The sequence below is a fragment of the Pseudomonas soli genome, assembly GCF_900110655.1.
Taxonomy (GTDB): domain Bacteria; phylum Pseudomonadota; class Gammaproteobacteria; order Pseudomonadales; family Pseudomonadaceae; genus Aquipseudomonas; species Aquipseudomonas soli.
Map to the genome: position 1 here is coordinate 18,522 of NZ_FOEQ01000016.1, position 25,761 is coordinate 44,282.

General features: G+C 60.7%; 23 protein-coding genes. 22 read left to right on the forward strand and 1 reads right to left on the reverse strand.

Translation table 11 applies throughout. From position 1 onward, the window contains the following. Nucleotides 1-28 precede the first annotated feature (28 nt). The 4 genes from BMY03_RS23950 to BMY03_RS23965 all read left to right on the forward strand — a co-directional run bounded on the left by BMY03_RS23950 (nt 29) and on the right by BMY03_RS23965 (nt 6,923). Entirely contained in the window at nt 29-796 is a 768-nt protein-coding gene (locus BMY03_RS23950) for a hypothetical protein (protein ID WP_094012436.1), read from the forward strand. A 10-nt stretch (nt 797-806) separates the two neighbouring features. Continuing rightward, nucleotides 807-2,186, forward strand: coding sequence for an NAD(P)/FAD-dependent oxidoreductase (locus BMY03_RS23955; protein ID WP_094012437.1), 1,380 nt, complete (start codon nt 807-809; stop codon nt 2,184-2,186). Between the two features lie 24 nt (nt 2,187-2,210). Further along, a complete protein-coding gene (rffA, locus tag BMY03_RS23960; protein WP_094012471.1) occupies nt 2,211-3,365 on the forward strand; it encodes a dTDP-4-amino-4,6-dideoxygalactose transaminase in 1,155 nt (384 codons plus the stop codon). 90 nt (nt 3,366-3,455) lie between these two features. Further along, complete coding sequence (locus BMY03_RS23965) at nt 3,456-6,923, forward strand: glycosyltransferase (protein WP_177182949.1); 3,468 nt, start codon at nt 3,456-3,458, stop codon at nt 6,921-6,923. A gap of 94 nt (nt 6,924-7,017) precedes the next feature. On the opposite strand, the gene BMY03_RS23970 is transcribed toward BMY03_RS23965, so the two are convergent. Beyond that, nucleotides 7,018-7,797, reverse strand: a complete 780-nt coding sequence (locus tag BMY03_RS23970) for a class I SAM-dependent methyltransferase (protein WP_094012439.1) — start codon at nt 7,795-7,797, stop codon at nt 7,018-7,020. A 299-nt stretch (nt 7,798-8,096) separates the two neighbouring features. On the opposite strand from BMY03_RS23970, the gene BMY03_RS23975 reads away from it, so the two are divergent. The 18 genes from BMY03_RS23975 (at nt 8,097) to BMY03_RS24060 (ending at nt 25,736) form a co-directional block, all read left to right on the forward strand. Further along, nucleotides 8,097-9,032 (forward strand): ketoacyl-ACP synthase III, encoded by a 936-nt coding sequence (locus tag BMY03_RS23975; protein WP_094012440.1) that lies wholly within the window; start codon nt 8,097-8,099, stop codon nt 9,030-9,032. A 250-nt stretch (nt 9,033-9,282) separates the two neighbouring features. Then, complete coding sequence (locus BMY03_RS23980; RefSeq protein WP_094012441.1) at nt 9,283-10,143, forward strand: flagellin domain-containing protein; 861 nt, start codon at nt 9,283-9,285, stop codon at nt 10,141-10,143. A gap of 72 nt (nt 10,144-10,215) precedes the next feature. Continuing rightward, nucleotides 10,216-10,593 (forward strand): flagellar protein FlaG, encoded by a 378-nt coding sequence (locus tag BMY03_RS23985; RefSeq protein WP_094012442.1) that lies wholly within the window; start codon nt 10,216-10,218, stop codon nt 10,591-10,593. A gap of 78 nt (nt 10,594-10,671) precedes the next feature. Further along, nucleotides 10,672-12,075, forward strand: coding sequence for a flagellar filament capping protein FliD (gene fliD, locus BMY03_RS23990; protein ID WP_094012443.1), 1,404 nt, complete (start codon nt 10,672-10,674; stop codon nt 12,073-12,075). A 131-nt stretch (nt 12,076-12,206) separates the two neighbouring features. After that, the gene (gene fliS / locus BMY03_RS23995; RefSeq protein ID WP_094012444.1) at nt 12,207-12,602 is read left to right on the forward strand and encodes a flagellar export chaperone FliS; all 396 of its coding nucleotides are present in this window, start codon (nt 12,207-12,209) and stop codon (nt 12,600-12,602) included. A 14-nt stretch (nt 12,603-12,616) separates the two neighbouring features. After that, nucleotides 12,617-12,913 (forward strand): flagellar protein FliT, encoded by a 297-nt coding sequence (gene fliT / locus BMY03_RS24000; RefSeq protein ID WP_094012445.1) that lies wholly within the window; start codon nt 12,617-12,619, stop codon nt 12,911-12,913. Between the two features lie 166 nt (nt 12,914-13,079). After that, nucleotides 13,080-14,555 carry a transcriptional regulator FleQ gene (gene fleQ / locus BMY03_RS24005; RefSeq protein WP_046854671.1) on the forward strand — a complete coding sequence of 492 codons (1,476 nt, stop codon included), beginning with the start codon at nt 13,080-13,082 and terminating at the stop codon, nt 14,553-14,555. 155 nt (nt 14,556-14,710) lie between these two features. Then, nucleotides 14,711-15,928: a sensor histidine kinase gene (locus tag BMY03_RS24010; RefSeq protein WP_094012446.1), complete on the forward strand. Its 1,218-nt coding sequence runs from the start codon at nt 14,711-14,713 to the stop codon at nt 15,926-15,928. Further along, nucleotides 15,925-17,301: a sigma-54-dependent transcriptional regulator gene (locus BMY03_RS24015; RefSeq protein ID WP_094012447.1), complete on the forward strand. Its 1,377-nt coding sequence runs from the start codon at nt 15,925-15,927 to the stop codon at nt 17,299-17,301. Before BMY03_RS24010 ends, BMY03_RS24015 begins: the two co-directional genes overlap by 4 nt. Before the next feature lie 107 nt (nt 17,302-17,408). Further along, nucleotides 17,409-17,741, forward strand: coding sequence for a flagellar hook-basal body complex protein FliE (gene fliE / locus BMY03_RS24020; protein WP_046854674.1), 333 nt, complete (start codon nt 17,409-17,411; stop codon nt 17,739-17,741). Between the two features lie 15 nt (nt 17,742-17,756). Then, nucleotides 17,757-19,535: a flagellar basal-body MS-ring/collar protein FliF gene (gene fliF / locus BMY03_RS24025; protein WP_094012448.1), complete on the forward strand. Its 1,779-nt coding sequence runs from the start codon at nt 17,757-17,759 to the stop codon at nt 19,533-19,535. Then, nucleotides 19,528-20,547 (forward strand): flagellar motor switch protein FliG, encoded by a 1,020-nt coding sequence (gene fliG / locus BMY03_RS24030; protein WP_023631000.1) that lies wholly within the window; start codon nt 19,528-19,530, stop codon nt 20,545-20,547. Before fliF ends, fliG begins: the two co-directional genes overlap by 8 nt. A 105-nt stretch (nt 20,548-20,652) precedes the next feature. Then, nucleotides 20,653-21,426, forward strand: a complete 774-nt coding sequence (fliH, locus tag BMY03_RS24035; protein WP_094012449.1) for a flagellar assembly protein FliH — start codon at nt 20,653-20,655, stop codon at nt 21,424-21,426. Then, a complete protein-coding gene (fliI, locus tag BMY03_RS24040) occupies nt 21,416-22,771 on the forward strand; it encodes a flagellar protein export ATPase FliI (RefSeq protein ID WP_046857712.1) in 1,356 nt (451 codons plus the stop codon). Before fliH ends, fliI begins: the two co-directional genes overlap by 11 nt. Nucleotides 22,772-22,777: 6 nt before the next feature. Beyond that, nucleotides 22,778-23,230, forward strand: a complete 453-nt coding sequence (gene fliJ, locus BMY03_RS24045) for a flagellar export protein FliJ (RefSeq protein ID WP_046854677.1) — start codon at nt 22,778-22,780, stop codon at nt 23,228-23,230. A 99-nt stretch (nt 23,231-23,329) separates the two neighbouring features. Further along, the gene (locus BMY03_RS24050) at nt 23,330-23,635 is read left to right on the forward strand and encodes an STAS domain-containing protein (protein WP_094012450.1); all 306 of its coding nucleotides are present in this window, start codon (nt 23,330-23,332) and stop codon (nt 23,633-23,635) included. Nucleotides 23,636-23,643: 8 nt separating this feature from the next. Then, nucleotides 23,644-25,335 (forward strand): fused response regulator/phosphatase, encoded by a 1,692-nt coding sequence (locus BMY03_RS24055; protein ID WP_094012451.1) that lies wholly within the window; start codon nt 23,644-23,646, stop codon nt 25,333-25,335. A gap of 104 nt (nt 25,336-25,439) precedes the next feature. Beyond that, nucleotides 25,440-25,736, forward strand: coding sequence for an Hpt domain-containing protein (locus tag BMY03_RS24060; RefSeq protein ID WP_046857713.1), 297 nt, complete (start codon nt 25,440-25,442; stop codon nt 25,734-25,736). Nucleotides 25,737-25,761 lie beyond the last annotated feature (25 nt).

The following is a 25,761-nucleotide window of genomic DNA, read 5'->3' on the forward strand; positions in this document are numbered from 1 at the left end:
CCCTATCCCTCTTTGCCTGGAGAACATCATGCTCAAAAGCGGTTCCACTTCTGTCACCCAATCCAGCGATAGCCAGCTCGACGCGCGCGAGCAGCTTTGGCAGGCGTTCGCGAACGCACCTCTTGATGATGCTGAGAAAGAGCGAAATCTTGGTTTGTTCATTCGTTCTGCGTCCTTGGCGCGAATGCTGGCAATTTCCGATCTGTACAGGGAAATCGTTCGCCTGCCTGGCTCGGTGCTCGACTTCGGCACCTGGCGTGGGCAGAACGCCGTACTCTGCGAAAACCTGCGCGCCATCTTCGAGCCCTTCAACAAGCAGCGACGTATTGCCGCGTTCGACACTTTTGCGGGTTACCAATCCCATGCCGGCGATGGCAAGGTCGCCAATGTCAATTTTCAGGATGGGTGCTATGCCACCGGCAATGGATACGCCGACTATCTGCGGCACTTGCTGAGCCTGCATGAAGGCATTAACGCGCTGCCGCAGGTACCAGGCGGTCATCAGGTCGTAGAGGGTGATATCAAGGATACCTTGCCGCAGTTCATCGAAGAACAGCGGAACTTGCTGGTGGCGCTGGCCTTCTTCGATATGAACCTTGAAGGGCCGACGCGCTTTGCCCTCGAGCAGATCCTGCCGCGTTGCCTGCCGGGCTCGCTGCTGGTGTTCTTCCAGTTGCAGCGCGATTTCCTGCCGGGTGAAGGCTATGCCTATGTAGCCGAAGTACTGGGGAAAGTGCGTCACGAGATCAAGCGATCGGAAACCTATCCGTCGCTGTGCATCGTCAAGCTTCTGTAAGGGGGTCACCATGTTTCTGATTGTTGGTAATGGCATGGTCGCCCTGGCTATCGCCGCAGGTTTGTCGCGTAGTGTTCCGGGCGAGTGCATTCAGGTTGTGGGCCCGGCAGCACGCCCTTACAGCGCCTCCATGGCGGCTGCGGCAATGCTCAACTCTTTCGCCGAGCTCGAGCCTGGCGCACTCGATCAGCCGCGTGATCGTCTGAAGTTCGAGTTAAGCCAGGCATCTGCTCGTCTGTGGGGGGATTTCGTAAAAGAATTCGATATTCCTGCTGAACACTACCGTCTGGGCACCGTGCTGATAAACAACAACGCATCCAACCGTTTCGAGGATGCCGCATTCGATGCCATCGCCGGTTATCTTGACGAGTTCGACGAGCCTTATGAACGCGTCGATCCGCAGCTGGAACCCGCCTATGTGCCGGGTGAGAGCTATCGTACGCGCCAGGCTTTGTTCCTGCCGCGCGAGGGCGTGCTCAATCCGGATGGTGTGATCCATGCGCTGCAGGCCGCGCTGCAAAGGCGTGGTGTGCGCTTTGTCGATGGCGTGGTGAAGTCGCTCGACAAGGTCAGCGGTCGTACCCGTGGCGTAACCCTCGAAGACGGGCGCGTGCTTAGCGCCGAGCGGATTGTGTTGGCCAACGGCAGCATGGCCACGCGCCTCTGGGAGGAGGAAGGCTGCATTCGGGTGATCAATGGCGTCGGCGCCACGGTGGTGTTGAAGAACCCAGGAATTCAGGGGCGCTATGTCCTGCGCACGCCAAATCGTGGCGGTGCTTGCGGAATCTACCACGCGCCCTACCAGGGTGATCAGTTCGTCGTCGGTGCCACCAATCTGGTGACCACCGCCGACGAGCACTTCCCTCGCGCAGAGTCGGTGGCCGCGCTGATAAACGGTGCGATCAACCAGGTCAACCATCTGCACCGTACCAGTGGTTTCATTCGTTACAACTTTGGCTATCGTCCGCTGAGTCTCGATGGCTACCCGGTCATCGGCCAGCTTAACGACAACACCTTCATTGCCTCCGGCACTCGTCGTGATGGTTACCATTTTGCGCCATGGTTGGCCGACAACCTGGCGGCCTTGCTGCTGGACAAGTCGATTTCCTCGCAGGCCGGCAGCTACTTCGAATTCACCCGGCCGCAGCGTAGCGCATGGCTCGACCAGTCGGTGGAGGCATGCTGTCGCAAGTACGCGGCAGTCAAGTGCTCGGCACTCTCGCAGCACGGTTTGGATGCGGGGCATACCGACGCCGATCAGGCGCTGGAGCAGTATTACTACCAGCGGGCGCGCGCCTTCTTCGACAAGCATGAGCTCGAGCGAACAGTTCAGGTCGACTTCCTGGATGCCCTGCTGGGTGGCTACCTTTCCCTGTCGGACTTCGCCTGAAGCGTGAATACCGGAGACATGAACGTGAACAACCAGATCATTCCTTTCAATAAGCCATTTGTGGTTGGCAAAGAGCTGTTCTATATCGCCCAGGCGGTGATGAATGGTGGTATCGCCGGCGATGGACAGTTCACGCGCTTATGCCAGGAATGGCTCGAGGTCAATCTGGGGTGTCCCAGGGCGCTGCTGACGCATTCGTGCACGGCGGCCCTCGAGATGGCGGCGATCCTGGCGGATATTGGGCCGGGAGATGAAGTCATCATGCCGTCGTTCACTTTCGTGTCCACTGCCAACGCTTTCGTTCTTCGCGGCGCGGTGCCGGTTTTCGTGGATGTGCGCGAGGATACCCTCAACCTGGACGAGCGCCTTATCGAAGCCGCCATCACCGAGAAGACCAAGGCGATTGTCGCGGTGCATTATGCGGGGCAGCCTTGCGATATGGCTGCCTTGCTGCATCTGTGCGACAAGCACGGTCTGATTCTCATTGAAGATGCCGCCCAGGCGATCCTCGCCCGGGAAAAGGATCGCGCACTGGGGACCTTTGGGCATCTGGGATGCCTGAGTTTTCATGAAACGAAGAATGTGATCAGCGGTGAGGGAGGGGCGCTACTCATCAACGATCCCAAGTTGATTGAGCGGGCTGAAATCATCTGGCAGAAAGGTACCAATCGCAAAGCCTTTTCCCGAGGCGAGGTGAGCAAGTACACCTGGGTGGATGTGGGGTCGTCTTTTCTTCCCAGCGAGCTGACGGCTGCTTTCCTCTATGCCCAACTAGAGCAGGGAGAGAGCATCAATGTACATCGTCGCGCTTTGTACGAGTCCTATTACCACCAACTAGAGCCTCTCGAAGCGGACGGTTGCTTGACCTTGCCTTGCGCGCCGGGTGGCAAGCCGGCCAACGCACATATCTTCTACATATTGATGCGTAGCAACGAGGCGCGTGGAGAGTTGATCGCGTTTCTTCGCGAGCGGGGTATCTATGCTGTGTTCCACTACGTGCCCTTGCATGATTCCCCGGCAGGCCTGCGTTACGCGCGCAGTGTCGGTCAGTTGCCTGTCACTCAGGAAGTTTCTGCAAGCTTGCTGCGCCTGCCGCTTTATTCTGACATGACCATCGAGCAGGTCACCGAGGTGTGCGAGGCGATCTTCCAATTCTTCGCAGGTACGCAGAAGGCGTAACGGCCTTGGCTCGGCGACTATTCAGCTGATTTCTGGAGTTTTTACCCCATGTCGAATTCCGTGCAGGTGGGCGCGGGCCTTGAGCAGGCCATGAAGCGTCTTCGGTTGATGTATGCCCGGCCGGAGCACCCGTACTACATCATGGCGCCGGACTACCGGGAAACCTCATCGGGGATTGCCTCGCTTCATTACCTCTGTCACCTGCTCAACCTCAACGGGCGAGAGGCCTACATCCTGGGCGGCAAAGTGGTGAACCCCGAGCTTAAGACGCCGTTGCTCGATGATGAGGCCAGCGAGCGTCACAGGCTTGCTGGTCGGGTGCCAATCGCAGTCTACCCCGAGGTCACGGTGGGCAACCCCTTCCATTGTTCGGTCGTGGCACGCTTTCTGTTGAACTTCGAAGGTTTCATCAGTGGGCGAGGAATGGAGGCGGCTCCCAGTGACCTGTGTTTTTACTCAGGCAAGCTGATCGCGCAAGACCACGGTCGTCCGGAAGGTGACCTGTTGTGCCTGCCTACCATCGATGTGGACCTGTTCTGTGCCGGAGAGCCCGTTGATCGGCGTGAAGGCCGGTATCTGTATCAGAATCGCCATCCGCTCGATGCCATTGACTATTCGATACTGCCAGAGGATATCCGCCTACTGAGCATGGCGAACGCTCTGACGTTGTCGGAGCTGGCGCAGCTGCTTCGCCGGGCGGAGGTGATGTATACCCATGAATGGTCGATGACCTGCGTAATCGCGGTGCTTTGCGGGTGTCCGGTCATTTTCATACCTGGGCATGGCATCGACCAGGCCTTCCTCGATGCCAGCTTTGTCGGCAGTGCCGGCTTCGCCATGCTGGATCGCGAAGATGCGTTGGCACATGCCCGTGGCGGCCTGGATGGAGCTTTGCAGCGTTATGTCGAGCGAACGGCGCCGTTCTGGAATCAGCTTGAAGTGTTCATCGCCAAGACGCAGGCGGCCGCCCGTCGTGAAGCCGTGGGTGATCGGCTAGGAGGGCGTGGCTGGTTGCGTCAGCGTTATCCCCGGCCGCGGCAGATGCAGGTGATTGATGAGCATCTGGCCAGTGCTACTGCTGTGCGCTTTGTCGTGCTGGTAAAGGACCATGGAGACGATGCAGCGCTGGCGGTTACCTTGGATAGCCTGGCTCGCGGCCTGTATCGGGAGGTGCGGACCTGTGTGTTGGATAGGGAGGGTTCCCGGGCGGGGTCGGCCACGGCCATTGATGCCTGCCTGAATGGGAGCTCCGATGAATGGTTCATGCTGGTCGATGCAGGCACCGAGTTTACCGCCAGTGGTTTGCTGGTGACGGCGCTCGAGCTGGTTCGGGCCTCGTCGGACTGCCTGGCTGTCTACGCTGACGAAGCCTTGTGCCAGGCGCAGGGCGTAGTCGAGACCGCCCTACGCCCTGATCTGAATCTGGATATGTTGCTGGCTTTCCCGGAGAGCCTGTCGCGACATTGGCTGTACCGATGCGATGCCTGGCGTCAGCTAGGTGGTTTCAGCGAGGCTGCCGGTCGTGCGCTCGAGCTGGATTATCAGTTGCGTTTGATCAGTGAGCACGGGTTGGGATGCGTTGGTCATGTAAGTGAGCCGTTGCTGATTGGCAATGCGTTGCTGCTACAGCCGTGTGAAGACGTTTGCGCGGTCATCGAGGCGCACCTGCAGGGGCGAGGATATCTCGGCGCTCGGGCGTTGCCATTGACCACTGCTCCTGGTCGCTATCGAATCGAGTACGCGCATCAACAGTCGGCCTCGGTCAGCATCATCATTTTCCTTGAAGGGCAGTTGGTGAACTTCCAGCGTTGTCTGGAGGGCTTGCTGGCGCAGACGGCTCATGTCGGGTACGAAGTATTGCTGGTTGAGCCGGGCAGCGACGATGAGGTGCTACTGGACTGGTTGGCGATGGTCGGGCAAATGGGGGAGGGGCGCTTCAAGGTCCTTCGCTTCGAGCCCGGCCATGCACGCGCGGCCATGTGCAATGCGGCAGCCGAGCAGGCTCGTGGCGATTATCTGCTATGGCTGGATGCTGATAGCGTGGTGCTTGATGATGATTGGCTGCCCACGTTGCTCAATCATGCCCAGCGTCCGGAGGTGGGGGCGGTTGGTTGCAAGCTGTTGTCCCGCGATGGTGCTATCCATCAGGCAGCCCTGGTGCTGGGGCTGGGGGGCGGGGTTGGGCGTGCCTTCGAGGGGCGGTCGGTGCAGGATCCGGGTTACATGGGGCGCCTTGGGCTGGAGCAGGATTGTTCGGCTGTCGGTGGTGAGTGTCTCATGGTGCGCCGCTCGCTGTTTGTCGAGCTTGGTGGCTTCGATACCGATCCGTTGTATTCCCGCTGGGCGGCTGTGGACCTGTGCCTGCGGTTGGCTCAGGCGGGTTATCTGAATGTCTGGACGCCTCACGCCAGGGTATTGCTGGATGCTCCGCCGCCTGCGCCGGCCAGTGCCGAGCAGGAGGAAGCGCTATATGCGCGCTGGTTGCCGCAGTTGGCGCATGATGCGGCGTACAACGTCAACTTTTCGCTGAGTACCGGCGAGGAGTTCGCCGTTCAGGGCTATGAAATGAGTTGGCGACCGTTGCAGGGGGTGGTGCCAAGCGTGCTGGCCTTTGTGGTCGATCAGGAGCAGGCAGTACCCTCGCGGCTGCTGGAACCCATGGGGTCCTTGCGTGAGGCAGGTCGTCTGGAGGGGGCTGTGGTCGCCGGGACATTGTCAGCTGTGGAAATAGAGCGCTTCAATCCCTCAAGTGTTGTCCTGCAGGGGGCGCTGGATGAGGCTGGGCTATTGACCTTGCGTAGGCTGCGAGCTTTCTCGCAGGCGTTCAAGGTCTACGATCTGGATCGTTATCCGCAGGATCTGGGCGGTGCACACCTGCTTCATGGCGAAGATCTGGAGCGGCGTATCCGGCCTGCGGTGATGCAGGCTGACAGGGTGCTGGTTGCAACGGCCGCCGCAGCCGAGAGGCTGCAGGGTTGGCATGACGATGTCCGGGTGCTCGAAAATGTGCTGCCAGCTTCGTGGGGGCGCTTGCAAGGGGGGCGGCGCGCAGGAGAGAAGCCCCGCGTGGGATGGATCGGGTGTCGTGATGCGTACCTGCTCGCCGAAGTAGTGCCGGTGCTGGCGGGCGAGGTCGACTGGGTTGTGCTGGGGGATTGTCCTGCCAGCTTGTTGCCCTATCTCAAAGAGCATCATCATGCTGTGGATGCGCAATCCCTTGGCGTCACCCTGGCTGCCTTGGACCTGGACATCGCCCTTGTGCCGATGGGCGAGTCTGAGGTGAACGCATTTTCCGGTGACGTGCGTGTGCTCCAGCATGCGGCGTGCGGTCAGTCGGTAATCTGTAGTCGGGTGGCTGGCTTCGCAGGTGGCGATACCTTGCCATTGTCGAGGGTGAGCAATCAGGCCTGTGACTGGATTCGGGCGATACGTCTGCATCTTGATGATCGTGATGCATCTGCGGCCCTTGGCAGCGCCCAGCAGGCGATGGTGCGCAGTGATTGGTTGCTCGAGGGGCAGAGGCTGGACGCCTGGCGACGCGCCGTGCTCGCGGGTTGATCGAGTCGGTGAATTCACAACAAGGGCGCCAGGAGTGGCGCCCTTGTTGTTTGTATGGGCCCGCATGGGCTGAAGTGACCCATGTGGGGCAGTATCAGCAGAAACTGATATTGTGCTGCTGGCTTCCGTAGACTACACGCGCTGCGGTGATCAACTGGTAGGGGATTTCGACGTAGGGGACGTCCGAGTTGGTCAGGGCCATGTCCATCAGCTGAACGAGCATGGAGTTCTTCCTGACCAGGATTACATCCGACCAGTCGGTATTGGTCATGGCGACCGGGATGAAATCAGAGCGTTTGATGAAGCTACCCAGTGCTTCGAGCACGCCCAGGTTCTGTTTGGTGCCATTCGGGCTGTGGCAGCAGTCATTGAGCATGATGAAGCCGTCTTCGGCGACCAGGTCCTGGTAGTACATCAGGTCGCGCAGGATATATTCGTACTGGTGGTTGGCATCGATGTACACCAGGTCGAACTTGCTGATGTCGGTTTCCTGTCGGATTTTTTCGATGGCGCCGATGGTCTCGGAACGGATAATTGTCACTTCCGGCAGGTGAGTGAAGCGTTCCCGGCATTCTTCGTACAGTTTGTCCCAGGTCTGCTGGTCGTGAAGGGAGCCTCCGTAGTAATAGGCGTAGGTATCGACGGGAGCGACCCAGGGCGGCAGTTGATCGAAAGGGCTGTACGCATCGTTGGCCGCCTTGCTCCAGCTGTCGATGAGCACCATCTTTTCCGGCGACAGCGCCGAGTGGATTTTAAGTGCGTTTTCTCCGCGCAGAACCCCAAGCTCGGCGACGATCGGACGCTTTTCCATTATTTGGAAAAGTGCGCCCAGCAGCGTGTACAGATTTTCCCGATGGGTGTGGCAGACCTTCATTGCGCTGTCCTTTATCGTTGGGTGGTCTTGCTTGCAGAGGCCGAATCCGCACAGGTTCAATTCGCTTCGGCTCGGCCCGGCATTCTGGATCTGGATTAGCTAACGCAAGATATGTGCCGCTGGCATGCCTTGCATGTGGCTGTATAGGTGGGAGAAATGCATCATTGCGTGACTTGGCAGTCGAAACGTGCATCTTTAATCTATTGAGTCAGCGGGCAGCCTCGTCGATGCGGTAGGCAGGGTGCATGATCTTGGTCGCGAAGCCCGCGAATTTTCGCCATTTCCATCGGGAAGCCACAATGATTGGCATCAAAAGCATCGCCAGTTACGTACCTGTAGAGGGTGTCGACAATTACGCCCAGGGTGCGAAATTCGGCAAGGATCAGGATTTCATCTTCGGCAAGATCGGTTCGACCTTCCTGCCGCGCAAGGGTTTCGATCAGGAAACCTCCGACCTGTGCGTCGAGGCCGCTCGGGCACTGTTTGCTGGCAACCCGGCGCTAGATCCGGCGTCCATCGATGTGGTGATCGTCGTTACCCAGAACGGCGATGCCGAAGGCCTGCCGCATACCGCGGCGATCGTCCAGAACAAGCTGGGCTTGTCTACCGCCATCGCTGCCTTCGATATCTCGCTGGGCTGCTCCGGCTATGTCTATGGCCTGTATGCCATGAAGGGCTTCATGGATGCCGCGGGGCTGAAGAATGGCTTGTTGATCACCGCAGATCCCTATTCGAAGATTGTCGACCCTGAGGACCGCAACACCACCATGCTGTTCGGCGATGCTGCAACGGCCACCTGGATGGGAGAGGGCGCTGCCTGGCAGCTGGGCAAGTCGCTGTTTGGCAGTGATGGGGCGGGTGCCGAGCACTTGCGCACCACCGAAGGCACGTTCTTCATGAATGGTCGTCAGGTCTATAATTTTGCCCTGGTCAAGGTGCCGGCGCACCTGCAGCAGTTGCTCGAGACCAGTCACTTGAAGGCCGAGGATATTGACCTTTACTGCCTGCATCAGGGGAGCGCGGCGATCGTCGATGCGGTCTCGCAGCGTTTCGACGAGGGGCGTCAGCGCGAGAAGTTCGTCAAGGACATGGTCGAGACTGGCAATACCGTGTCTTCGAGCATTCCGCTGCTATTGGAAAAGCATGTGATCGGCTCGCAGTGCAGGCGTGTCGCGCTCAGTGGTTTCGGCGTCGGTCTGTCATGGGGCTCGGCAATCATCGAGCGCAATGGCTAAGCTCCGCGTGTCTATATAGAAGAGGCGCTGTCCGTTATCGGTCAGCGCTTTTTTGTTTTTTGGCTGTTGGTAATTTGGTGTCAAACCCCTGATTTCATTGGAGTGGCAGGATGCCAGTAAAAAAATTGGGAAATCGCCCTAAAGCAAACTGCCCTGGCGACGATAAACATTACGAAGGTTCTCTAGGCCACCTACCCGGCGAATTGCCAAGGCCGGAAGCCGTAGTACCCAATCCAACGAGGAATTCGTCATGGCTTTGACTGTAAACACTAACACCACCTCTCTGGGCGTTCAGAAGAACCTGAACCGTGCTTCCGACGCACTGAGCACTTCGATGACCCGTCTGTCCTCCGGCCTGAAAATCAACAGCGCCAAAGACGACGCCGCCGGCCTGCAGATCGCTACCCGCATGACCTCGCAGATCCGTGGTCAGACCATGGCCATCAAAAACGCCAACGACGGTATCTCCATCGCCCAGACCGCTGAAGGCGCGATGCAAGAGCAGACCAACATTCTGCAGCGTATGCGCGAACTGGCACTGCAATCGCGTAACGACTCGAACAGCTCGCAAGACCGCGACGCACTGGACAAAGAGTTCCAGTCGATGCTGCAAGAGATCGACCGTATCGCTGACTCCACCCAGCTGAACGGCAAGAACCTGCTGGACGGTACCGGCGGCCAGATGGTCTTCCAGGTTGGTTCGAACGTTGGCGCTGCCAACCAGATCACCATCAGCCTGAGTGCTGCGATGAAAACCACCGGTACTGGCGCAGCCCTGACTGCCCTGGCCGGCAAGAGCATCACCGGTGCCGACAGCTCCTCCGCTCAAGCTACCTTCAGCGCCGCTGTAAGCGCCATCGACGCCGCTCTGCAAGCGATCAACACCTCGCGTGCCGATCTGGGTGCTTCGCAGAACCGTCTGACCAGCACCATCAACAACCTGCAGAACATCAACGAGAACGCCGAAGCCGCCCGTGGCCGTGTACAGGACACCGACTTCGCTGCTGAAACTGCCCAGCTGACCAAGCAGCAGACCCTGCAGCAGGCTTCGACCTCGGTTCTGGCCCAGGCCAACCAGCTGCCATCGGCAGTCCTGAAGCTGCTGGGCTAATCTGCCTGATAGCTGATGGCGGGGGAGTGCTCTCCAGGCGCTTCCCCGCCTTTTCATTGTGAGGTGCTGGACATGGACATGAGCGTCAAGCTGAACCTGTCTTACCCGGCTGCGCGCACGGCCGAGCAGGTTGCTGAAAAACCGGTTGCGCGGTCGCCAGGCACTTCCGGTGACGGCGAGAAGCAGCAGGATCCGGGCAAGGTGCAGAGCGCCGACAAGGTACAGGCTGCAAATGATGTCAAAGGCGCTGTCTCGGAGATCGAGAAGTTCCTGAAGGAAACGCGACGCAATCTGGAGTTCGTCACAGACGAAGAGTCCGGTAAGATCGTGGTCAAGGTCATTGCCAGTGAAACTGGTGAGTTGATTCGTCAGTTGCCCTCGGAAGAGGCCCTGCGGATCGCCCATAGCCTGAGCGATGTCAAAAGTATTCTGTTCGACGCCAAGGTCTGATTGGCGGCGAGCGCAAATATGTGATTCAAGTCAGTCTTGCAGGAGCGGGGCTGGCCCATCGAAGAGAGGAGCGACAGCATGGCAAGCCCGATTACTACCAACACGGGTGCGGGCTACGGGCTCGATATCAAGAACATCGTCAGCGTGTTGGTGAATGCCGACACCTCGGCCAAGGCCAACCAGATTGCTCGGCAGACGAGCAACAACTCCGCGATGATCTCCGGTATCGGTTCCCTGCGCAGCGCCTTGACGGCGTTCCAGGACGCCATGAAGAAGCTCAACGACAAGAACGCGCCTTCGTTCAATGCCTTCGCAGGCACTTCCGCTGACGAGAAAGTGGTCAAGATCAAGTCGAGCAACTCGGCGGTCGCAGGGACCTACGATATCAAGGTCGACAAGTTGGCTACCGCCTCCAAGGTTGCCAGCAAGCAGTTCGCAGGTGGTGCCAGCACGGCGATCGGCGCCGGTGAGCTGACCATCAGTCAGAACGGCAAGGACTACAAGGTCAATGTCGCCAGCGGTGCCACGCTGCAGAGCGTGCGCGACCAGATCAACAAGGAAATGAGCTCCAACGGCATTACCGCCAACATCATCAACGAGGCGGGCGGTTCGCGCCTGGTGTTCAGCTCTACCACGACCGGCAAGGGTAGCGACATCTCTGTCGGTGGTATTCCGGAGCTGGCCATCAACGGTACTCAGCCCATCAGCGGAAGTGGTGCGGGTTACATCAGTGGTTTGGCCCAGGACGCGGAGTTCTCCATCGACGGGCTGGCACTGAAAAGCCCGAAGAATACCGTCGACCAGGCCATCAGTGGCCTGACGCTCGAGCTCACCGGTGTCTCCACGGGCGGTAATCCCACGAAGGCGACTGTTGCGCTGGACAACGAAGGCCTGAAGAAATCCGTGCAGTCGTTCGTCGATGCCTATAACACCCTGCAGAAGGCTGTTACTGCGCTGGTCACACCTGAGAAAGATGCCAATGGCAACGTCAAGAGCCTTGGTCCGCTGACCAACGACCCGACTACCCGGTCGTTGCTGGGTGATGTGCGCAAGGTGCTGACGGAAGTGGGGGCAGGAGACAAGCTGACCACGCTCAGTCAGTTGGGTATCAACACCCAGAAAGATGGCACCCTGGAGTTCAACAGCACCAAGTTCACCTCTGCATTGAACGACAAGAAGCTGGGTTCTGAGATCCAGGAGCTGTTCACGGGGACCAATGGTCTGTTCGAACGGATGAACAAGGCCATCGATCCATACAACTCGACCGGCGGCATGCTCGATTCCCGCAAGACGAACCTCGACAAGGCGGCCAAGAATCTGGAAAACCAGCAGGCGGCGCTGGATCGTCGCACCGAGTTGCTGACGGCATCGCTGACCAAGAAATTCTCCGCGCTCGACACCGCCCTGGCCAAGATGAAGAAGCAGGGCGAGCAGATCACCTCGATCTTCGAGGCCATGAATGCCCAGGCCAAGAAATCCTGATCGATCGAGCATGACAAAAGCCCGGCGGCGCCACACAGGCGTGCCGGGCTTTGTCTTTTCTGGCTAAAGTTTTTTGACGTGGCGGCGATACAAGAGGTATATGCACCTTTTCGCTGCAACGAGGTAGATCCATGAACCCGATGTTGGCCCTTCGGCAATACCAGAAAGTCAATGGCGCGGCACAGACTTCCGAGGCCAGTCCGCACCGTCTGGTGCAAATGCTCATGCAGGGTGGTCTCGATCGCCTGGCCCAGGCCAAGGGCGCCATTGCCCGCAAGGATATCGCCCAAAAGGGCATCCTGATCGGCAAGGCCATCGATATCATCGGGGGCCTGCGCGAAGGTCTCGACCTGGAAAACCATGCCGACAGCTTGGCCGACCTGGACAACCTGTACACCTACATGAGCCGTCGCCTGGTCGAGGCGAACGTCAAGAACGACCCCGAGATCATCGACGAAGTCGCGCGGCTGCTGATCACGGTCAAGGAAGGCTGGGATGCGATCGGCGAGCAGCTGCCGACGCCCTGAAGCAGGAGGTTGTCATGAGTGAGGTAATCGATCGTATCGACCAGACCCGCGAGTTGCTGCTGGCCGCCTTGGCCAGCCGTGATTGGGATGCGGTGGGCGAACTAGATCTTGAATGCCGTCTGTGTGTTGAAGACGTGCTGGCCGAGGCCTTGTCTAACGAGGATGAGGTTCGCGCAAGCCTGGAGCAGCTGCAGGGTGTCTATCGGCAGCTAATTGAAGTTGCAAGTGGCGAGCGTCAATCGGTAGTCGACGAGATGGCGAAGATCCGTCAGGCAGAAAACGCGACAAAGGTATACCATTTGTTCACCTGACCACAGGTGACACAAAAATCAGCGCGCCATAAATTTGACTGTGTGCCGTTTTTTGACTTTACTAGTGGCTGTTTTCGAAATTCAGACGTCCGAACACTGACCATTCAGTCGGAATGATGTCGTGCACGCCTTCGGGCGCCGATATGACTAGGGAAGTTGCTATTGCATGTGGCGTGAAACCAAGATTCTCCTGATCGATGACGACAGCGAACGCCGCCGCGATCTGGCGGTGGTCCTGAATTTTCTCGGCGAAGAAAACCTGTCCTGCTCCAGCGACGACTGGCAGCAGGTGGTCGAGGGTTTGTCTTCCAGCCGTGAAGTGCTGTGTGTCCTCATCGGTACCGTAAATGCCCCGGCCAGCGTGCTGGGGCTCCTTAAGACAGTGGCCGGGTGGGATGAGTTCCTTCCGGTTCTGCTTCTGGGTGAAATTTCTTCTGCGGACTTCCCCGAGGACCTGCGCCGTCGTGTGCTGTCCAACCTCGAGATGCCGCCGAGCTACAGCCAGTTGCTCGACTCCCTGCACCGTGCCCAGGTCTATCGCGAGATGTACGACCAGGCCCGCGAGCGCGGTCGTCAGCGCGAGCCCAATCTGTTCCGCAGCCTGGTGGGTACCAGTCGTGCCATCCAGCATGTGCGGCAGATGATGCAGCAGGTCGCTGACACCGATGCCAGTGTGCTGATCCTTGGCGAGTCCGGCACCGGCAAGGAAGTGGTGGCGCGCAACCTGCACTACCACTCCAAGCGCCGCGAGGCACCCTTCGTCCCGGTCAACTGCGGGGCGATCCCGGCGGAGTTGCTCGAAAGCGAATTGTTCGGTCACGAGAAGGGCGCCTTTACTGGCGCGATAACCAGCCGTGCCGGGCGTTTCGAGCTGGCCAACGGCGGTACGTTGTTCCTCGACGAGATCGGCGACATGCCGCTGCCGATGCAGGTCAAGCTGCTGCGCGTACTGCAGGAGCGCACCTTCGAGCGGGTCGGCAGCAACAAGACCCAGAGCATCGATGTGCGCATCATCGCTGCGACGCACAAGAACCTCGAGACCATGATCGAGGACGGGACCTTCCGCGAAGATTTGTATTACCGGCTGAACGTGTTCCCTATCGAGATGGCGCCGTTGCGTGAGCGGGTGGAAGATATCCCGCTGCTGATGAACGAGCTGATCTCGCGCATGGAGCACGAGAAGCGCGGTTCGATCCGCTTCAACTCCGCGTCGATCATGTCGTTGTGCCGCCACGGCTGGCCGGGCAACGTTCGCGAGCTGGCCAACCTGGTGGAGCGCATGGCGATCATGCATCCGTACGGGGTGATCGGTGTGGCGGAGCTGCCGAAGAAGTTCCGCTACGTCGATGATGAAGACGAGCAACTGGTGGACAGCCTGCGCTCCGACCTGGAAGAGCGCGTGGCGATCAACGGCCATGCGCCGAATTTCGCCAACCACGCCATGCTGCCGCCGGAAGGTTTGGACCTTAAGGACTACCTCGGCAGCCTGGAGCAAGGCCTGATCCAGCAGGCGCTGGATGATGCCAATGGCATCGTTGCGCGTGCTGCAGAGCGTCTGCGTATCCGTCGGACCACGCTGGTCGAGAAGATGCGCAAGTACGGCATGAGCCGGCAAGGTGGCGAGGACCAGGCCGACGAGTGACGTTTGCTCGCCCGGGGTCGCGATGCGGCCCCGGGCGTTGACGTCGATCAGCGTGCAATGCTGCCTGGTGTCATTGTCCCCATCTTCGGCACGGCTATTGCTACACCGCAGGCAACATACCGTTTTTATGACGGTCAGCCATGCGAGAGAGCACGATGCCCCAGGCCGCCCACCGTTCCCCAGCCCCCGATTCGCGAGGGCACACCCCGCTTGAGCAGGAGAGCCGGCAGGGTCTTGAGCAGGCGTTCGCCCTGTTCGATCAGGTCTCCAGCCAGTTGAGCCACTCCTACAGCATGCTTGAGTCGCGGGTCAGCGAGCTCAAGGGCGAGTTGGCAGTGGTCAGTGCCCAGCGCATGGCCGAGCTGGACGAGAAAGAGCGCCTGGCCAACCGTCTGCAGAACTTGCTCGATCTGCTGCCTGGCGGGGTGATCGTCATCGATGGTGAGGGCTGTGTGCGCGAGGCGAATCCGGCGGCTCGCGAGCTGCTGGGTGAACCTTTGACCGGGCTGCTGTGGCGCCAGGTGATTGCGCGCAGTTTCGCGCCGCGCGAGGACGACGGTCATGAGGTTTCCTTGCGTGACGGGCGTCGTTTGTCCATTGCCACCCGCTCTCTGGATGCCGAGCCCGGGCAGTTGGTGCTGCTCAATGACCTGACCGAAACGCGTCGCCTTCAGGGCCAGTTGGCGCGACACGAGCGTCTGTCTTCGTTGGGGCGCATGGTTGCCTCCCTCGCGCATCAGATTCGCACGCCCTTGTCGGCCGCGATGCTCTATGCCAGCCACTTGGCGGACCCGGAGCAGGCGTTGGCCTGCGACACGCGCCTGCGTTTTGCCGGCAATCTCAAGGAACGCCTGCACGAACTGGAGCATCAGGTTCGCGACATGCTGGTGTTCGCCCGTGGCGAGCTGCCACTCAATGATCGAGTCAGCCCCAAGGGGTTGTTCCAGGCCTTGCAGCAAGCCGCTCACTCCCATGTGCAGGGGCATGCGGTGCGCTGGCAATGTGATACCCATCTGGGAGAACTGCTGTGCAACCGCGATACGCTGGTGGGTGCATTGCTCAACCTGATCGAAAATGCCGTGCAGGCCGGTGGCGAGTCGGCGCGTTTGAAGATTCATCTGCTGCGCCGCGAAAACGCTGTGCACCTGTGTGTCAGCGATGCAGGCAGTGGTATCGATAGCCAGTTGTTGGCGCGTTTGGGGGAGCCGTTTTTGACCACCAAGTCCACGGGTACCGGGCTGGGGGTGGCTGTGGTCCAGGCAGTGGTGCGGGCGCACCGCGGTACGCTGCGCCTGCGTTCCCGGGTGGGGCGCGGTACATGCGCCACCGTGGAGCTGCCATTGATCGGTGTTCAGGAGGAGGCGGGGCAATGACGATGAAGGTGCTGCTGGTCGAGGATGACCGAGTCCTGCGCCAGGCGCTGGCCGACACCCTGGAGATCGGCGGCCTCGCTCACCGTGCAGTTGGTAGTGCTGAGGAAGCGTTGCGGGCGGTCGCAGAGGAATCCTTTGCGCTGGTAGTCAGTGATGTGAACATGCCTGGCATGGATGGCCACGAGCTGCTGGCACAATTACGCCGTCACCACCCGCACTTGCCGGTGCTGCTGATGACGGCTCACGCGGCTGTGGAGCGTGCGGTGGAAGCCATGCGCCAGGGAGCGGTCGACTATCTGGTAAAACCATTCGAACCCAAGGCCTTGCTCGACCTGGTGGCACGCCATGCTGTCGGTGGCGGTGCCGTGGGTGACGAAGCGGGGCCTGTTGCCTGTGAGCCTGCCAGTCGGCAACTGCTGGAGCTGGCTGTAAGGGTTGCGCAAAGCGACTCGACGGTGTTGATTTCCGGCGAGTCGGGCACGGGCAAGGAAGTGCTGGCGCGATTCATACATCAGCAGTCGCGCCGAGCCGGGCAGGCGTTCGTGGCGATCAACTGCGCGGCGATTCCTGACAACATGCTCGAAGCCACGCTTTTCGGCCATGAGAAGGGTGCCTTTACCGGGGCCATCGCCGCGCAGGCTGGCAAGTTCGAGCAGGCGGACGGCGGTACCTTGCTGCTCGATGAGATCTCTGAAATGCCGCTGGGGCTGCAGGCCAAGTTGCTGCGTGTGCTGCAGGAGCGTGAGGTGGAGCGGGTAGGCGGGCGCAAGCCGGTGGTGCTGGATATTCGCGTGTTGGCTACCACCAACCGCGATCTGGCGGAGGAGGTTGCTGCCGGCCGCTTCCGGGAGGACCTGTACTACCGCCTATCGGTATTCCCCATGGCTTGGCGTGCATTGCGTGATCGGCCGGCCGACATCGTGCCGCTCGCAGAGCGTTTGCTGGCACGTCATGTCAGCAAGATGCACCACGCTCAGGTCAAGCTATCCGCTGAGGCGCGGGCGTGCCTGCAGGCTTACGCCTGGCCTGGCAACGTCCGCGAGTTGGATAATGCGCTGCAGAGGGCGTTGATCCTGCAGCAGGGCGGAGTGATCGAGGCGGCGGATTTTTGTCTGGCTGGCGCCATTCCATTGTCGGCATCCAAAGTGGCCACTATTGAGCCGGTATTTGCGGATTCTGGGGGTGAGGCCGGTGGGCTGGGTGATGACATGCGTCGCCACGAATACCAGATGATCATCGACACCTTGCGTGCCGAGCGCGGTCGTCGCAAGGAGGCGGCCGATCGTCTGGGGATCAGCCCTAGAACCCTGCGTTACAAGCTTGCGCAGATGCGTGATGCCGGGTTCGATGTCGAGGCCAGTCTGTTCGGCTGATACGTCCTTTTGAATGTTTTCTGAGTGGCTGGCACTTCTCTTGCTAGCTCCATCACTATTCGCTGCATGAGTGTCAAAAAAAGTGCGGCCGCCGGAGAGAGAAGTCCATGACCCAAGGTGTTGAATTCAATCGTCTGATGTTGGACATGCGCGCCATGCAGGCCGATGCCATGTCCCTGCCCAAGGTTGGCGCCGCGCCTGAGCTCGCGCCTGGGCAGAGCAGCTTTGCCGATATGCTCGGCCAGGCCATTGGCAAGGTGAATGAGGTTCAGCAGGCATCCAGCCAATTGTCCAGCGCTTTCGAAATTGGCAAGAGTGGTGTTGACCTGACTGACGTGATGATCGCCTCGCAAAAGGCTTCCGTGTCGTTCCAGGCACTTACCCAGGTTCGTAACAAGCTGGTGCAAGCGTACCAGGACATCATGCAGATGCCGGTATAAGGGCGAGAGTGAGTCATGGCCGAAGCAGTCGTCGATAACGCCCCCGCCAAGAGTGGCCCTCCAGCAGCCAAGCCGCCGCTGTTCGGCATGTCGTTCCTGGAAAACATTTCGCAGATGCCCATGCTGCGTCAGGTCGGCCTGCTGGTCGGGCTGGCGGCAAGCGTGGCCATCGGCTTCGCCGTGGTGCTCTGGTCGCAGCAGCCGGACTACCGCCCGCTCTATGGCAGCCTGGCGGGCATGGACACCAAGCAGGTGATCGATACCCTGACCACCTCCGACATCCCGTATCGCGTGGAGCCGAACTCCGGCGCGCTGCTGGTCAAGGCCGACGATCTCTCCCGTGCGCGTCTGAAACTCGCTGCGGCCGGCGTGGCGCCGAGCGATGGCAATGTCGGCTTCGAATTGCTCGATAAAGAGCAAGGGCTGGGTACCAGCCAGTTCATGGAAGCTACCCGTTACCGTCGCAGCCTTGAAGGCGAGCTGGCGCGTACGGTATCGAGCCTGAACAACGTCAAGGCAGCCCGTGTGCACCTGGCGATCCCGAAAAGTTCGGTGTTCGTGCGCGATGAGCGCAAGCCCAGTGCTTCGGTACTGGTCGAGCTGTATCCGGGGCGCGCCCTGGAAGCCGGCCAGGTGATGGCGATTGTCAATCTGGTGGCGACCAGTGTGCCGGAGCTGGACAAGTCCCAGGTGACCGTAGTCGACCAGAAGGGCAACCTGCTCTCCGACCAGTTGCAAGACACGGCCCTGAGCATGGCGGGCAAGCAATTCGACTACAGCCGTCGCATGGAAAGCATGCTCACTCAGCGTGTGCACAATATTCTGCAGCCAGTGCTGGGTAACGACCGCTACAAGGCAGAGGTGTCTACTGACGTCGACTTCAGTGCTGTCGAGTCCACCTCCGAACAGTTCAACCCCGACCAACCGGCGCTGCGCAGCGAGCAATCGGTCAATGAGCAGCGTGCCAGCAGCCAAGGGCCGCAGGGTGTGCCGGGGGCGTTGAGTAACCAGCCGCCGGCCGGTGCCTCTGCCCCTGAAAACGCTACCGCTGGCGCGACACCTGCCGGCGCGATTCAGCCGGGCCAGCCGCTGGTGGACGCCAATGGCCAACAGATCATGGACCCGGCGACTGGCCAGCCGATGCTGGCACCATACCCGAGCGACAAGCGCCAGCAAAGTACCAAGAACTTCGAACTGGACCGTTCCATCAGCCACACCCGCCAGCAGCAAGGTCGCCTGACCCGCCTGTCGGTAGCCGTGGTGGTGGACGACCAGGTCAAGCTGGACCCCGCCACTGGCGAAGCCACCCGTACCCCGTGGGGCGCCGAGGACCTGGCGCGCTTCACCCGCCTGGTACAGGATGCGGTAGGTTTCGATGCCAGCCGTGGCGACAGCGTTACCGTGATCAACGTGCCGTTCGCCGCCGACCGTGGCGACGAGCTGGTCGATATTCCGTTCTACTCGCAGCCCTGGTTCTGGGACATCGTCAAGCAAGTGCTGGGTGTGCTGTTCATCCTGGTGCTGGTGTTCGGCGTGCTGCGTCCAGTGCTCAACAACATTACAGGTGGCGGCAAGCAGGCGGCCACGGACAGCGACATGGAGCTGGGCGGCATGATCGGTCTGGATGGCGAACTGGCCAACGACCGCGTCAGCCTGGGTGGCCCGACAAGCATTCTGTTGCCGAGCCCGAGCGAGGGTTACGAGGCACAGCTCAACGCAATCAAGGGCCTGGTGGCCGAAGACCCGGGCCGCGTGGCCCAGGTCGTGAAAGAGTGGATCAACGCCGATGAGTGACAATCGAGCCATTACCGCCAAGCTGAGCCGCGTCGACAAGGCGGCCATCCTTCTGCTCTCGCTCGGCGAGACCGATGCCGCGCAAGTCCTGCGCCACATGGGGCCCAAGGAAGTGCAGCGGGTGGGTGTGGCCATGGCGCAGATGGGCAACGTCCATCGCGAGCAGGTCGAGCAGGTAATGAGCGAGTTCGTCGAAATCGTCGGCGACCAGACCAGCCTGGGCGTCGGTTCCGACGGCTACATCCGCAAGATGCTCAACCAGGCCCTCGGCGAGGACAAGGCCAACGGCCTGATCGACCGCATCCTGCTCGGTGGCAACACCAGCGGCCTGGACAGCCTCAAGTGGATGGAGCCGCGTGCCGTGGCCGATGTCATCCGCTACGAGCACCCGCAGATCCAGGCCATCGTGGTCGCCTACCTCGACCCCGACCAGGCCGGCGAGGTGCTGAGCAACTTCGACCACAAGGTGCGCCTGGACATCGTCCTGCGCGTGTCGTCGCTCAACACCGTACAGCCAGCGGCGCTCAAGGAACTCAACCAGATCCTCGAGAAGCAGTTCTCTGGCAACTCCAATGCCGCGCGCACCACCCTGGGTGGCATCAAGCGCGCCGCCGATATCATGAACTTCCTCGACAGTTCGGTGGAAGGCGCGCTGATGGACTCGATCCGCGAGATCGACAGCGACCTGTCGGAGCAGATCGAAGACTTGATGTTCGTCTTCAACAACCTGGCCGACGTCGACGACCGTGGCATCCAGGCGCTGCTGCGCGAAGTGTCGTCGGACGTGCTGGTGGTGTCGCTCAAGGGCGCCGACGAGCGGGTCAAGGACAAGATCTTCAAGAACATGTCCAAGCGTGCGTCCGAGCTGCTGCGCGACGACCTGGAGGCCAAGGGGCCGGTACGGGTCAGCGACGTGGAAACGGCGCAGAAGGAAATCCTCACCATCGCCCGCCGCATGGCCGAGGCCGGCGAGATCGTGCTTGGCGGCAAGGGCGCCGAGGAAATGATTTAAGCGGCAGGTTTCAAGCTGCAAGCGACAAGAAACAGCGGGTCAAGCAAGGGCTGCCGTTTCTTGCTGCTTGAAGCTTGATGCTTGCAGCTAAAGAGGTTTTTGAGCATGTCCACCACCGAACACCCCAGCGATCTGATCCGTGCCCGCGACCTTGAGGGCGTGGATGTCTGGTCGTTGCCTAGCTTCGATCCGGAGCCTGAACCCCAGCCTGAGCCTGAGCCGACCGTCGTCGAGGAAGAAGTCGAAGAGGTGCCGCTGGAGGAAGTCCAGCCCCTTACCCTCGAAGAGCTTGAGGCCATTCGCCAGGAGGCCTACAACGAAGGTTTCGCCACCGGCGAGCGGGAAGGCTTCCACAGTACCCAGCTCAAGGTTCGTCAGGAGGCCGAAGTGGCGCTGGCCGCCAAACTTGCGAACCTGGAACAGGTCATGAACCACCTGCTGGAGCCGATCGCCGAGCAGGACACGCAGATCGAAAAGGCGCTGGTGCTGCTGGTGGCGAACATGACCCGCCAGGTCATCGGCCGCGAGTTGCGCGCAGATTCCAGCCAGATCACCCATGTGCTTCGTGAGGCACTGAAGCTGCTGCCGATGGGCGCTGACAACATCCGTATCCATCTCAATCCCCAGGACTTCGAGCTGGCCAAGACCCTGCGCGAGCGCCATGAGGAAGATTGGAAGCTACTTGAGGACGAAGCCCTGCTGCCTGGCGGTTGCCGGATCGAAACCGCCCACAGCCGCATCGACGCGACCATGGAAACCCGTATCGAGAAGGCCGTGGCGCAGCTGTTCGACCAATCCCATGACCAGGCATTGCACCCCGCGGCGCCGGATATTCAGGTCGAACTCGATGAGCCCGCAGGTGAAGCCGATGCGCCTTGAACGCACCAGTTTCGGCAAGCGCCTTGAAGGCTACGCCGATGCGGTGAGGCTGCCTGAGCAGCCAATCGTCGAGGGCCGCCTGCTGCGTATGGTCGGCCTCACGCTTGAGGCCGAAGGCCTGCGGGCAGCAGTGGGTAGCCGCTGCCTGGTGATCAACGACGACAGCTATCACCCTGTGCAGGTCGAGGCCGAAGTCATGGGTTTTGCCGGTGGCAAGGTGTTCCTGATGCCGGTCGGCAGCATTGTCGGGCTGGCGCCCGGTGCCCGCGTGGTGCCGCTGGATGACAGCGGCCGCTTGCCGATGGGCATGAGCATGCTCGGGCGGGTGCTCGATGGCGCCGGCCGTGCGCTGGATGGCAAGGGCGGCATGAAGGCCGAGGATTGGGTGCCGATGGATGGCCCGGTCATCAACCCCCTGAACCGTGACCCGATCAGCCAGCCATTGGACGTGGGCATTCGCAGCATCAATGGCCTGCTTACCGTGGGTCGCGGCCAGCGTCTGGGGCTGTTCGCCGGTACTGGTGTGGGCAAGTCGGTGCTGCTGGGCATGATGACGCGTTTTACCGAGGCCGAAATCATCGTGGTGGGGCTGATCGGTGAGCGGGGCCGCGAGGTTAAGGAGTTCATCGAGCACATTCTTGGTGAAGAGGGGCTCAAACGTTCGGTGGTGGTGGCCTCGCCTGCGGATGATGCCCCGCTGATGCGCCTGCGGGCAGCCATGTACTGCACGCGAATCGCCGAATATTTCCGTGACAAGGGCAAGAACGTCCTGCTGTTGATGGACTCGTTGACCCGTTTCGCCCAGGCCCAGCGTGAGATCGCCCTGGCAATCGGCGAGCCGCCGGCCACGCGTGGGTATCCGCCGTCGGTGTTCGCCAAGTTGCCCAAGCTGGTGGAGCGTGCCGGTAATGGCGAGCCGGGCGGTGGCTCGATCACCGCGTTCTATACCGTGCTCTCCGAGGGCGACGATCAGCAGGACCCGATCGCAGACTCGGCGCGGGGCGTGCTCGACGGGCACTTTGTGTTGTCCCGGCGCCTGGCCGAAGAGGGGCACTACCCGGCCATTGATATCGAAGCCTCGATCAGCCGGGTGATGCCTCAGGTGGTAGACCCTGATCACTTGCGCCAGGCGCAGAAATTCAAGCAGTTGTGGTCGCGCCTTTCGCAAAGCCGCGACCTGATCAGCGTCGGTGCCTATGTGGCTGGCGGTGACCCGGAAACCGACCTGGCCATTGCCTTGCAGCCCAAGCTGGTGGACTTCCTGCGCCAGGGCCTGGATGAAAACGTTGGCATGGCCCAGGGCCGCGAGCAGTTGGGCGCAATCTTTGCGCCGCCGGGGAACTGATAGGCCATGGCCCAGCCCAGCCGTGCCGCACGCCTGGCTCCCGTGGTGACCATGGCCGAGGAGGCCGAGCGCAAGGCCGCTCAGCGAGTAGGGCACTTTCAGCGAATGTTGACCGATGCGCAGGCCAAGCAGGCCGAGCTTGAAAGTTTCCGTGAGGCCTACCAGCAGCAGTGGATCAGCCGTGGCTCCAAGGGGGTCGACGGCAACTGGCTGGTCAATTACCAGCGTTTCCTTGGTCAGTTGGAAACGGCCATGACCCAGCAGCGCCAGAGCATGGCCTGGCACCAGAACAACCTCAACAACGCACGCAACGCCTGGCAGCAGACGTACGCACGGGTGGAGGGGTTGCGCAAGCTGGTGCAGCGCTACCTCGACGAGGCACGCAGGGCTGAAGACAAGCGCGAGCAGCGCCTGCTCGACGAGTTGTCCCAGCGCTTGCCGCGGCAGGGGCATCTGTAGGAAAGGGCTTGCCCGCCCGGCGTCAGCGCCTTGCACCGGCCCGTGGTGCCTGCTAAACCTTCAGAAGTCGCATTCGCCATCATCGAAGGAATCGCTCGCATGGCAGTCGAATCTGATTTTTCACAGGACGGAAAAAAGCTGACGATCAAGGTCAAGGGTCGTTTCGATTTCGGCAAGCATCAGGAATTCCGGGAGGCATACGAGCGGCAATGCCCGCGCCCGGACTCCGTGGTGGTCGACCTGAAGGAGGCCACTTATCTCGACAGCTCGGCGCTGGGCATGCTGCTGTTGCTGCGCGACCATGTCGGCGGTGAGGAGTCGGATATCCGCGTGGTCCATGCCAGCCCGGACGTGCGCAAGATCCTCGCCATCTCCAATTTCGAAAAACTGTTCGACATCAGTTGAGTACCGTTATGCCCGCCGAGCAAGCGTTGACCGTGCTGGTGGCCGAAGACGGCGCCGCAGATCGCCTCTTGCTGGCGCAGATTGTCCGGCGCCAGGGGCATGAGGTGTTCACTGCCGAGAACGGTGAACAGGCCGTGGCGATGTTCATCGAGCGACGGCCGCAACTGGTGTTGCTCGATGCCTTGATGCCGGTGATGGACGGTTTTGAAGCTGCGCGGCGAATCAAGGCGTTGGCCGGCGAGGCCCTTGTGCCGATCATCTTCCTGACCTCACTCAACGAAGAGGAGGGTCTGGTACGCTGCCTCGAGGCCGGGGGCGACGACTTCATGGCCAAACCCTACAGCGCCGTCATTCTTGCGGCGAAAATCCGTGCCATGGACCGTTTGCGCCGGTTGCACGCCACGGTGCTCGAGCAGCGTGACCAGATCACCCGTCACCATCACCACTTGCTCAACGAGCAGCGTGTGGCCAAGGCGGTGTTCGACAAGGTCGCCCATTCCGGCTGCCTGAAGGCGGCGAATATCCGGTATCTGCAATCGCCCTATGCACTGTTCAATGGCGATCTGCTGCTGGCAGCATTCACCCCGTCTGGCGACATGCATGTGCTGCTGGGGGATTTCACCGGGCACGGTTTGCCGGCTGCAGTGGGGGCCATGCCGCTGGCGGAGGTGTTCTATGGCATGACCGCCAAGGGCTATGGCCTGGCCGAGACGCTGCGGGAAATGAACGCCAAGCTCAAGCGTATTCTGCCGGTAGACATGTTCTGCTGCGCGCTGTTGCTCAGCCTGAGTTTTCAGCGCGGTACGGTCGAGGTCTGGAATGGCGGGATGCCGGATGGCTATCGTCTGTCTGCCGAAGGTGAGGTGCTGGGCATGCTGTGTTCCCATCATCTGCCGTTGGGGGTGCTGGCGCCGGAGCAGTTCGACGATGCCACCCAGGTGTTGCCACTGGCGGTCGGCGAGCGGTTGTTCCTGCTGTCCGATGGTGTGGTGGACACGGGGGATGCCCAAGAACGATTGTTCGGGGTCGATCGCTTGCGCGATGTGCTGGCTGACAACCGCAACCCCGATCTGTTGTTCGATGAGGTAATGCAGGCTTTGGCAGTTTTCGGCGGGCAGTCGCGTGATGACATCAGCTTGTGCGATATCCGCATGTCTGCCCCTGAGGAGCTGGCGCCGCAACCAGTGGTGTACTCCGACAGTGGCCGTTCCAGCCCTCTGGACTGGTCGTTGCGGTTCGAGCTGCGGGGGCAGAGCCTGCGCCGCTTCAACCCGGTGCCTTATCTGGTGCAACTGTTGCAGGAAATTCACGGGCTCAGGCCTAGCAGCGGGCGCCTGCACAGTGTCCTGAGCGAGTTGTATTCCAATGCGCTGGAGCACGGTGTGCTGGCGATGGACTCCCGGCTCAAGCGCGACGCCCAGGGCTTTGCGCAGTATTATCGACAGCGTGCCGAGCGCTTGATGCACGAGGTGGGCGGGTTCGTGAGCATCGGACTGCAGGTTGAACCGCGGGGTGCTGGCGGGCGTCTGATGATCGAGGTGCGAGACAGTGGCGCAGGCTTCGACGTGGCGCGTGAGCTTGCCAGGACGCCTGAGCAGCAGGCTTTCAGTGGCCGAGGCATGGGCCTGGTACAGCGCCTGGCAGGTCAGGCCCGCTGGTTGGAGGGTGGTCGCCTTGCCCAGGTGGATTTTGAATGGTGAGCCTGCGGGATGCCCGCGGGGTCTGGCTTAGCGAGGCTTGATCAGGGAGTGAGCAAGTGGACGTGCACATCAATCAACAGGTGTTGAGTGACTTGCGGGAGGTCATGGAAGATGGCTACCTGCAGTTGCTGGAGACCTTTCTGGAAGACTCCGAGCGACGCCTGAACCAGTTGCACAAGGCCAGGGATGCCGATGAGCTGGGCATGGCAGCGCACAGCTTCAAGGGCAGTAGCAGCAATATGGGGGCCGTTGGCCTGGCCGCATTGTGCCAGCAGCTTGAAGAGCGTGTGCGCCAGCAGCCCTTGTATGGGATCGAAGACCTGATCAATCGCATCGATCAGGAATACCTGGTCGTCCAGCGTTACTATCGCAGTGAACGGCAACGAGTTTCCGCGCAATAGCTTAACCTGGCGCGAGTTTTGCTTT

Bases quoted from the DNA above. Each gene is read 5' to 3' on its own strand.
- fliJ (WP_046854677.1), top strand. From the start codon at position 22,778: ATGGCCCAGCCCAGCCGTGCCGCACGCCTGGCTCCCGTGGTGACCATG.
- BMY03_RS23970 (WP_094012439.1), bottom strand. From the start codon at position 7,797: ATGAAGGTCTGCCACACCCATCGGGAAAATCTGTACACGCTGCTGGGC.
- BMY03_RS23950 (WP_094012436.1), top strand. From the start codon at position 29: ATGCTCAAAAGCGGTTCCACTTCTGTCACCCAATCCAGCGATAGCCAG.
- fliE (WP_046854674.1), top strand. From the start codon at position 17,409: ATGACCCAAGGTGTTGAATTCAATCGTCTGATGTTGGACATGCGCGCC.
- fleQ (WP_046854671.1), top strand. From the start codon at position 13,080: ATGTGGCGTGAAACCAAGATTCTCCTGATCGATGACGACAGCGAACGC.
- BMY03_RS24015 (WP_094012447.1), top strand. From the start codon at position 15,925: ATGACGATGAAGGTGCTGCTGGTCGAGGATGACCGAGTCCTGCGCCAG.
- fliI (WP_046857712.1), top strand. From the start codon at position 21,416: ATGCGCCTTGAACGCACCAGTTTCGGCAAGCGCCTTGAAGGCTACGCC.
- BMY03_RS23985 (WP_094012442.1), top strand. From the start codon at position 10,216: ATGGACATGAGCGTCAAGCTGAACCTGTCTTACCCGGCTGCGCGCACG.
- fliS (WP_094012444.1), top strand. From the start codon at position 12,207: ATGAACCCGATGTTGGCCCTTCGGCAATACCAGAAAGTCAATGGCGCG.
- BMY03_RS23975 (WP_094012440.1), top strand. From the start codon at position 8,097: ATGATTGGCATCAAAAGCATCGCCAGTTACGTACCTGTAGAGGGTGTC.
- fliD (WP_094012443.1), top strand. From the start codon at position 10,672: ATGGCAAGCCCGATTACTACCAACACGGGTGCGGGCTACGGGCTCGAT.
- BMY03_RS24010 (WP_094012446.1), top strand. From the start codon at position 14,711: ATGCCCCAGGCCGCCCACCGTTCCCCAGCCCCCGATTCGCGAGGGCAC.
- BMY03_RS24050 (WP_094012450.1), top strand. From the start codon at position 23,330: ATGGCAGTCGAATCTGATTTTTCACAGGACGGAAAAAAGCTGACGATC.
- BMY03_RS23980 (WP_094012441.1), top strand. From the start codon at position 9,283: ATGGCTTTGACTGTAAACACTAACACCACCTCTCTGGGCGTTCAGAAG.
- BMY03_RS23955 (WP_094012437.1), top strand. From the start codon at position 807: ATGTTTCTGATTGTTGGTAATGGCATGGTCGCCCTGGCTATCGCCGCA.
- BMY03_RS24055 (WP_094012451.1), top strand. From the start codon at position 23,644: ATGCCCGCCGAGCAAGCGTTGACCGTGCTGGTGGCCGAAGACGGCGCC.
- fliH (WP_094012449.1), top strand. From the start codon at position 20,653: ATGTCCACCACCGAACACCCCAGCGATCTGATCCGTGCCCGCGACCTT.
- fliF (WP_094012448.1), top strand. From the start codon at position 17,757: ATGGCCGAAGCAGTCGTCGATAACGCCCCCGCCAAGAGTGGCCCTCCA.
- BMY03_RS23965 (WP_177182949.1), top strand. From the start codon at position 3,456: ATGAAGCGTCTTCGGTTGATGTATGCCCGGCCGGAGCACCCGTACTAC.
- fliT (WP_094012445.1), top strand. From the start codon at position 12,617: ATGAGTGAGGTAATCGATCGTATCGACCAGACCCGCGAGTTGCTGCTG.
- fliG (WP_023631000.1), top strand. From the start codon at position 19,528: ATGAGTGACAATCGAGCCATTACCGCCAAGCTGAGCCGCGTCGACAAG.
- BMY03_RS24060 (WP_046857713.1), top strand. From the start codon at position 25,440: ATGGAAGATGGCTACCTGCAGTTGCTGGAGACCTTTCTGGAAGACTCC.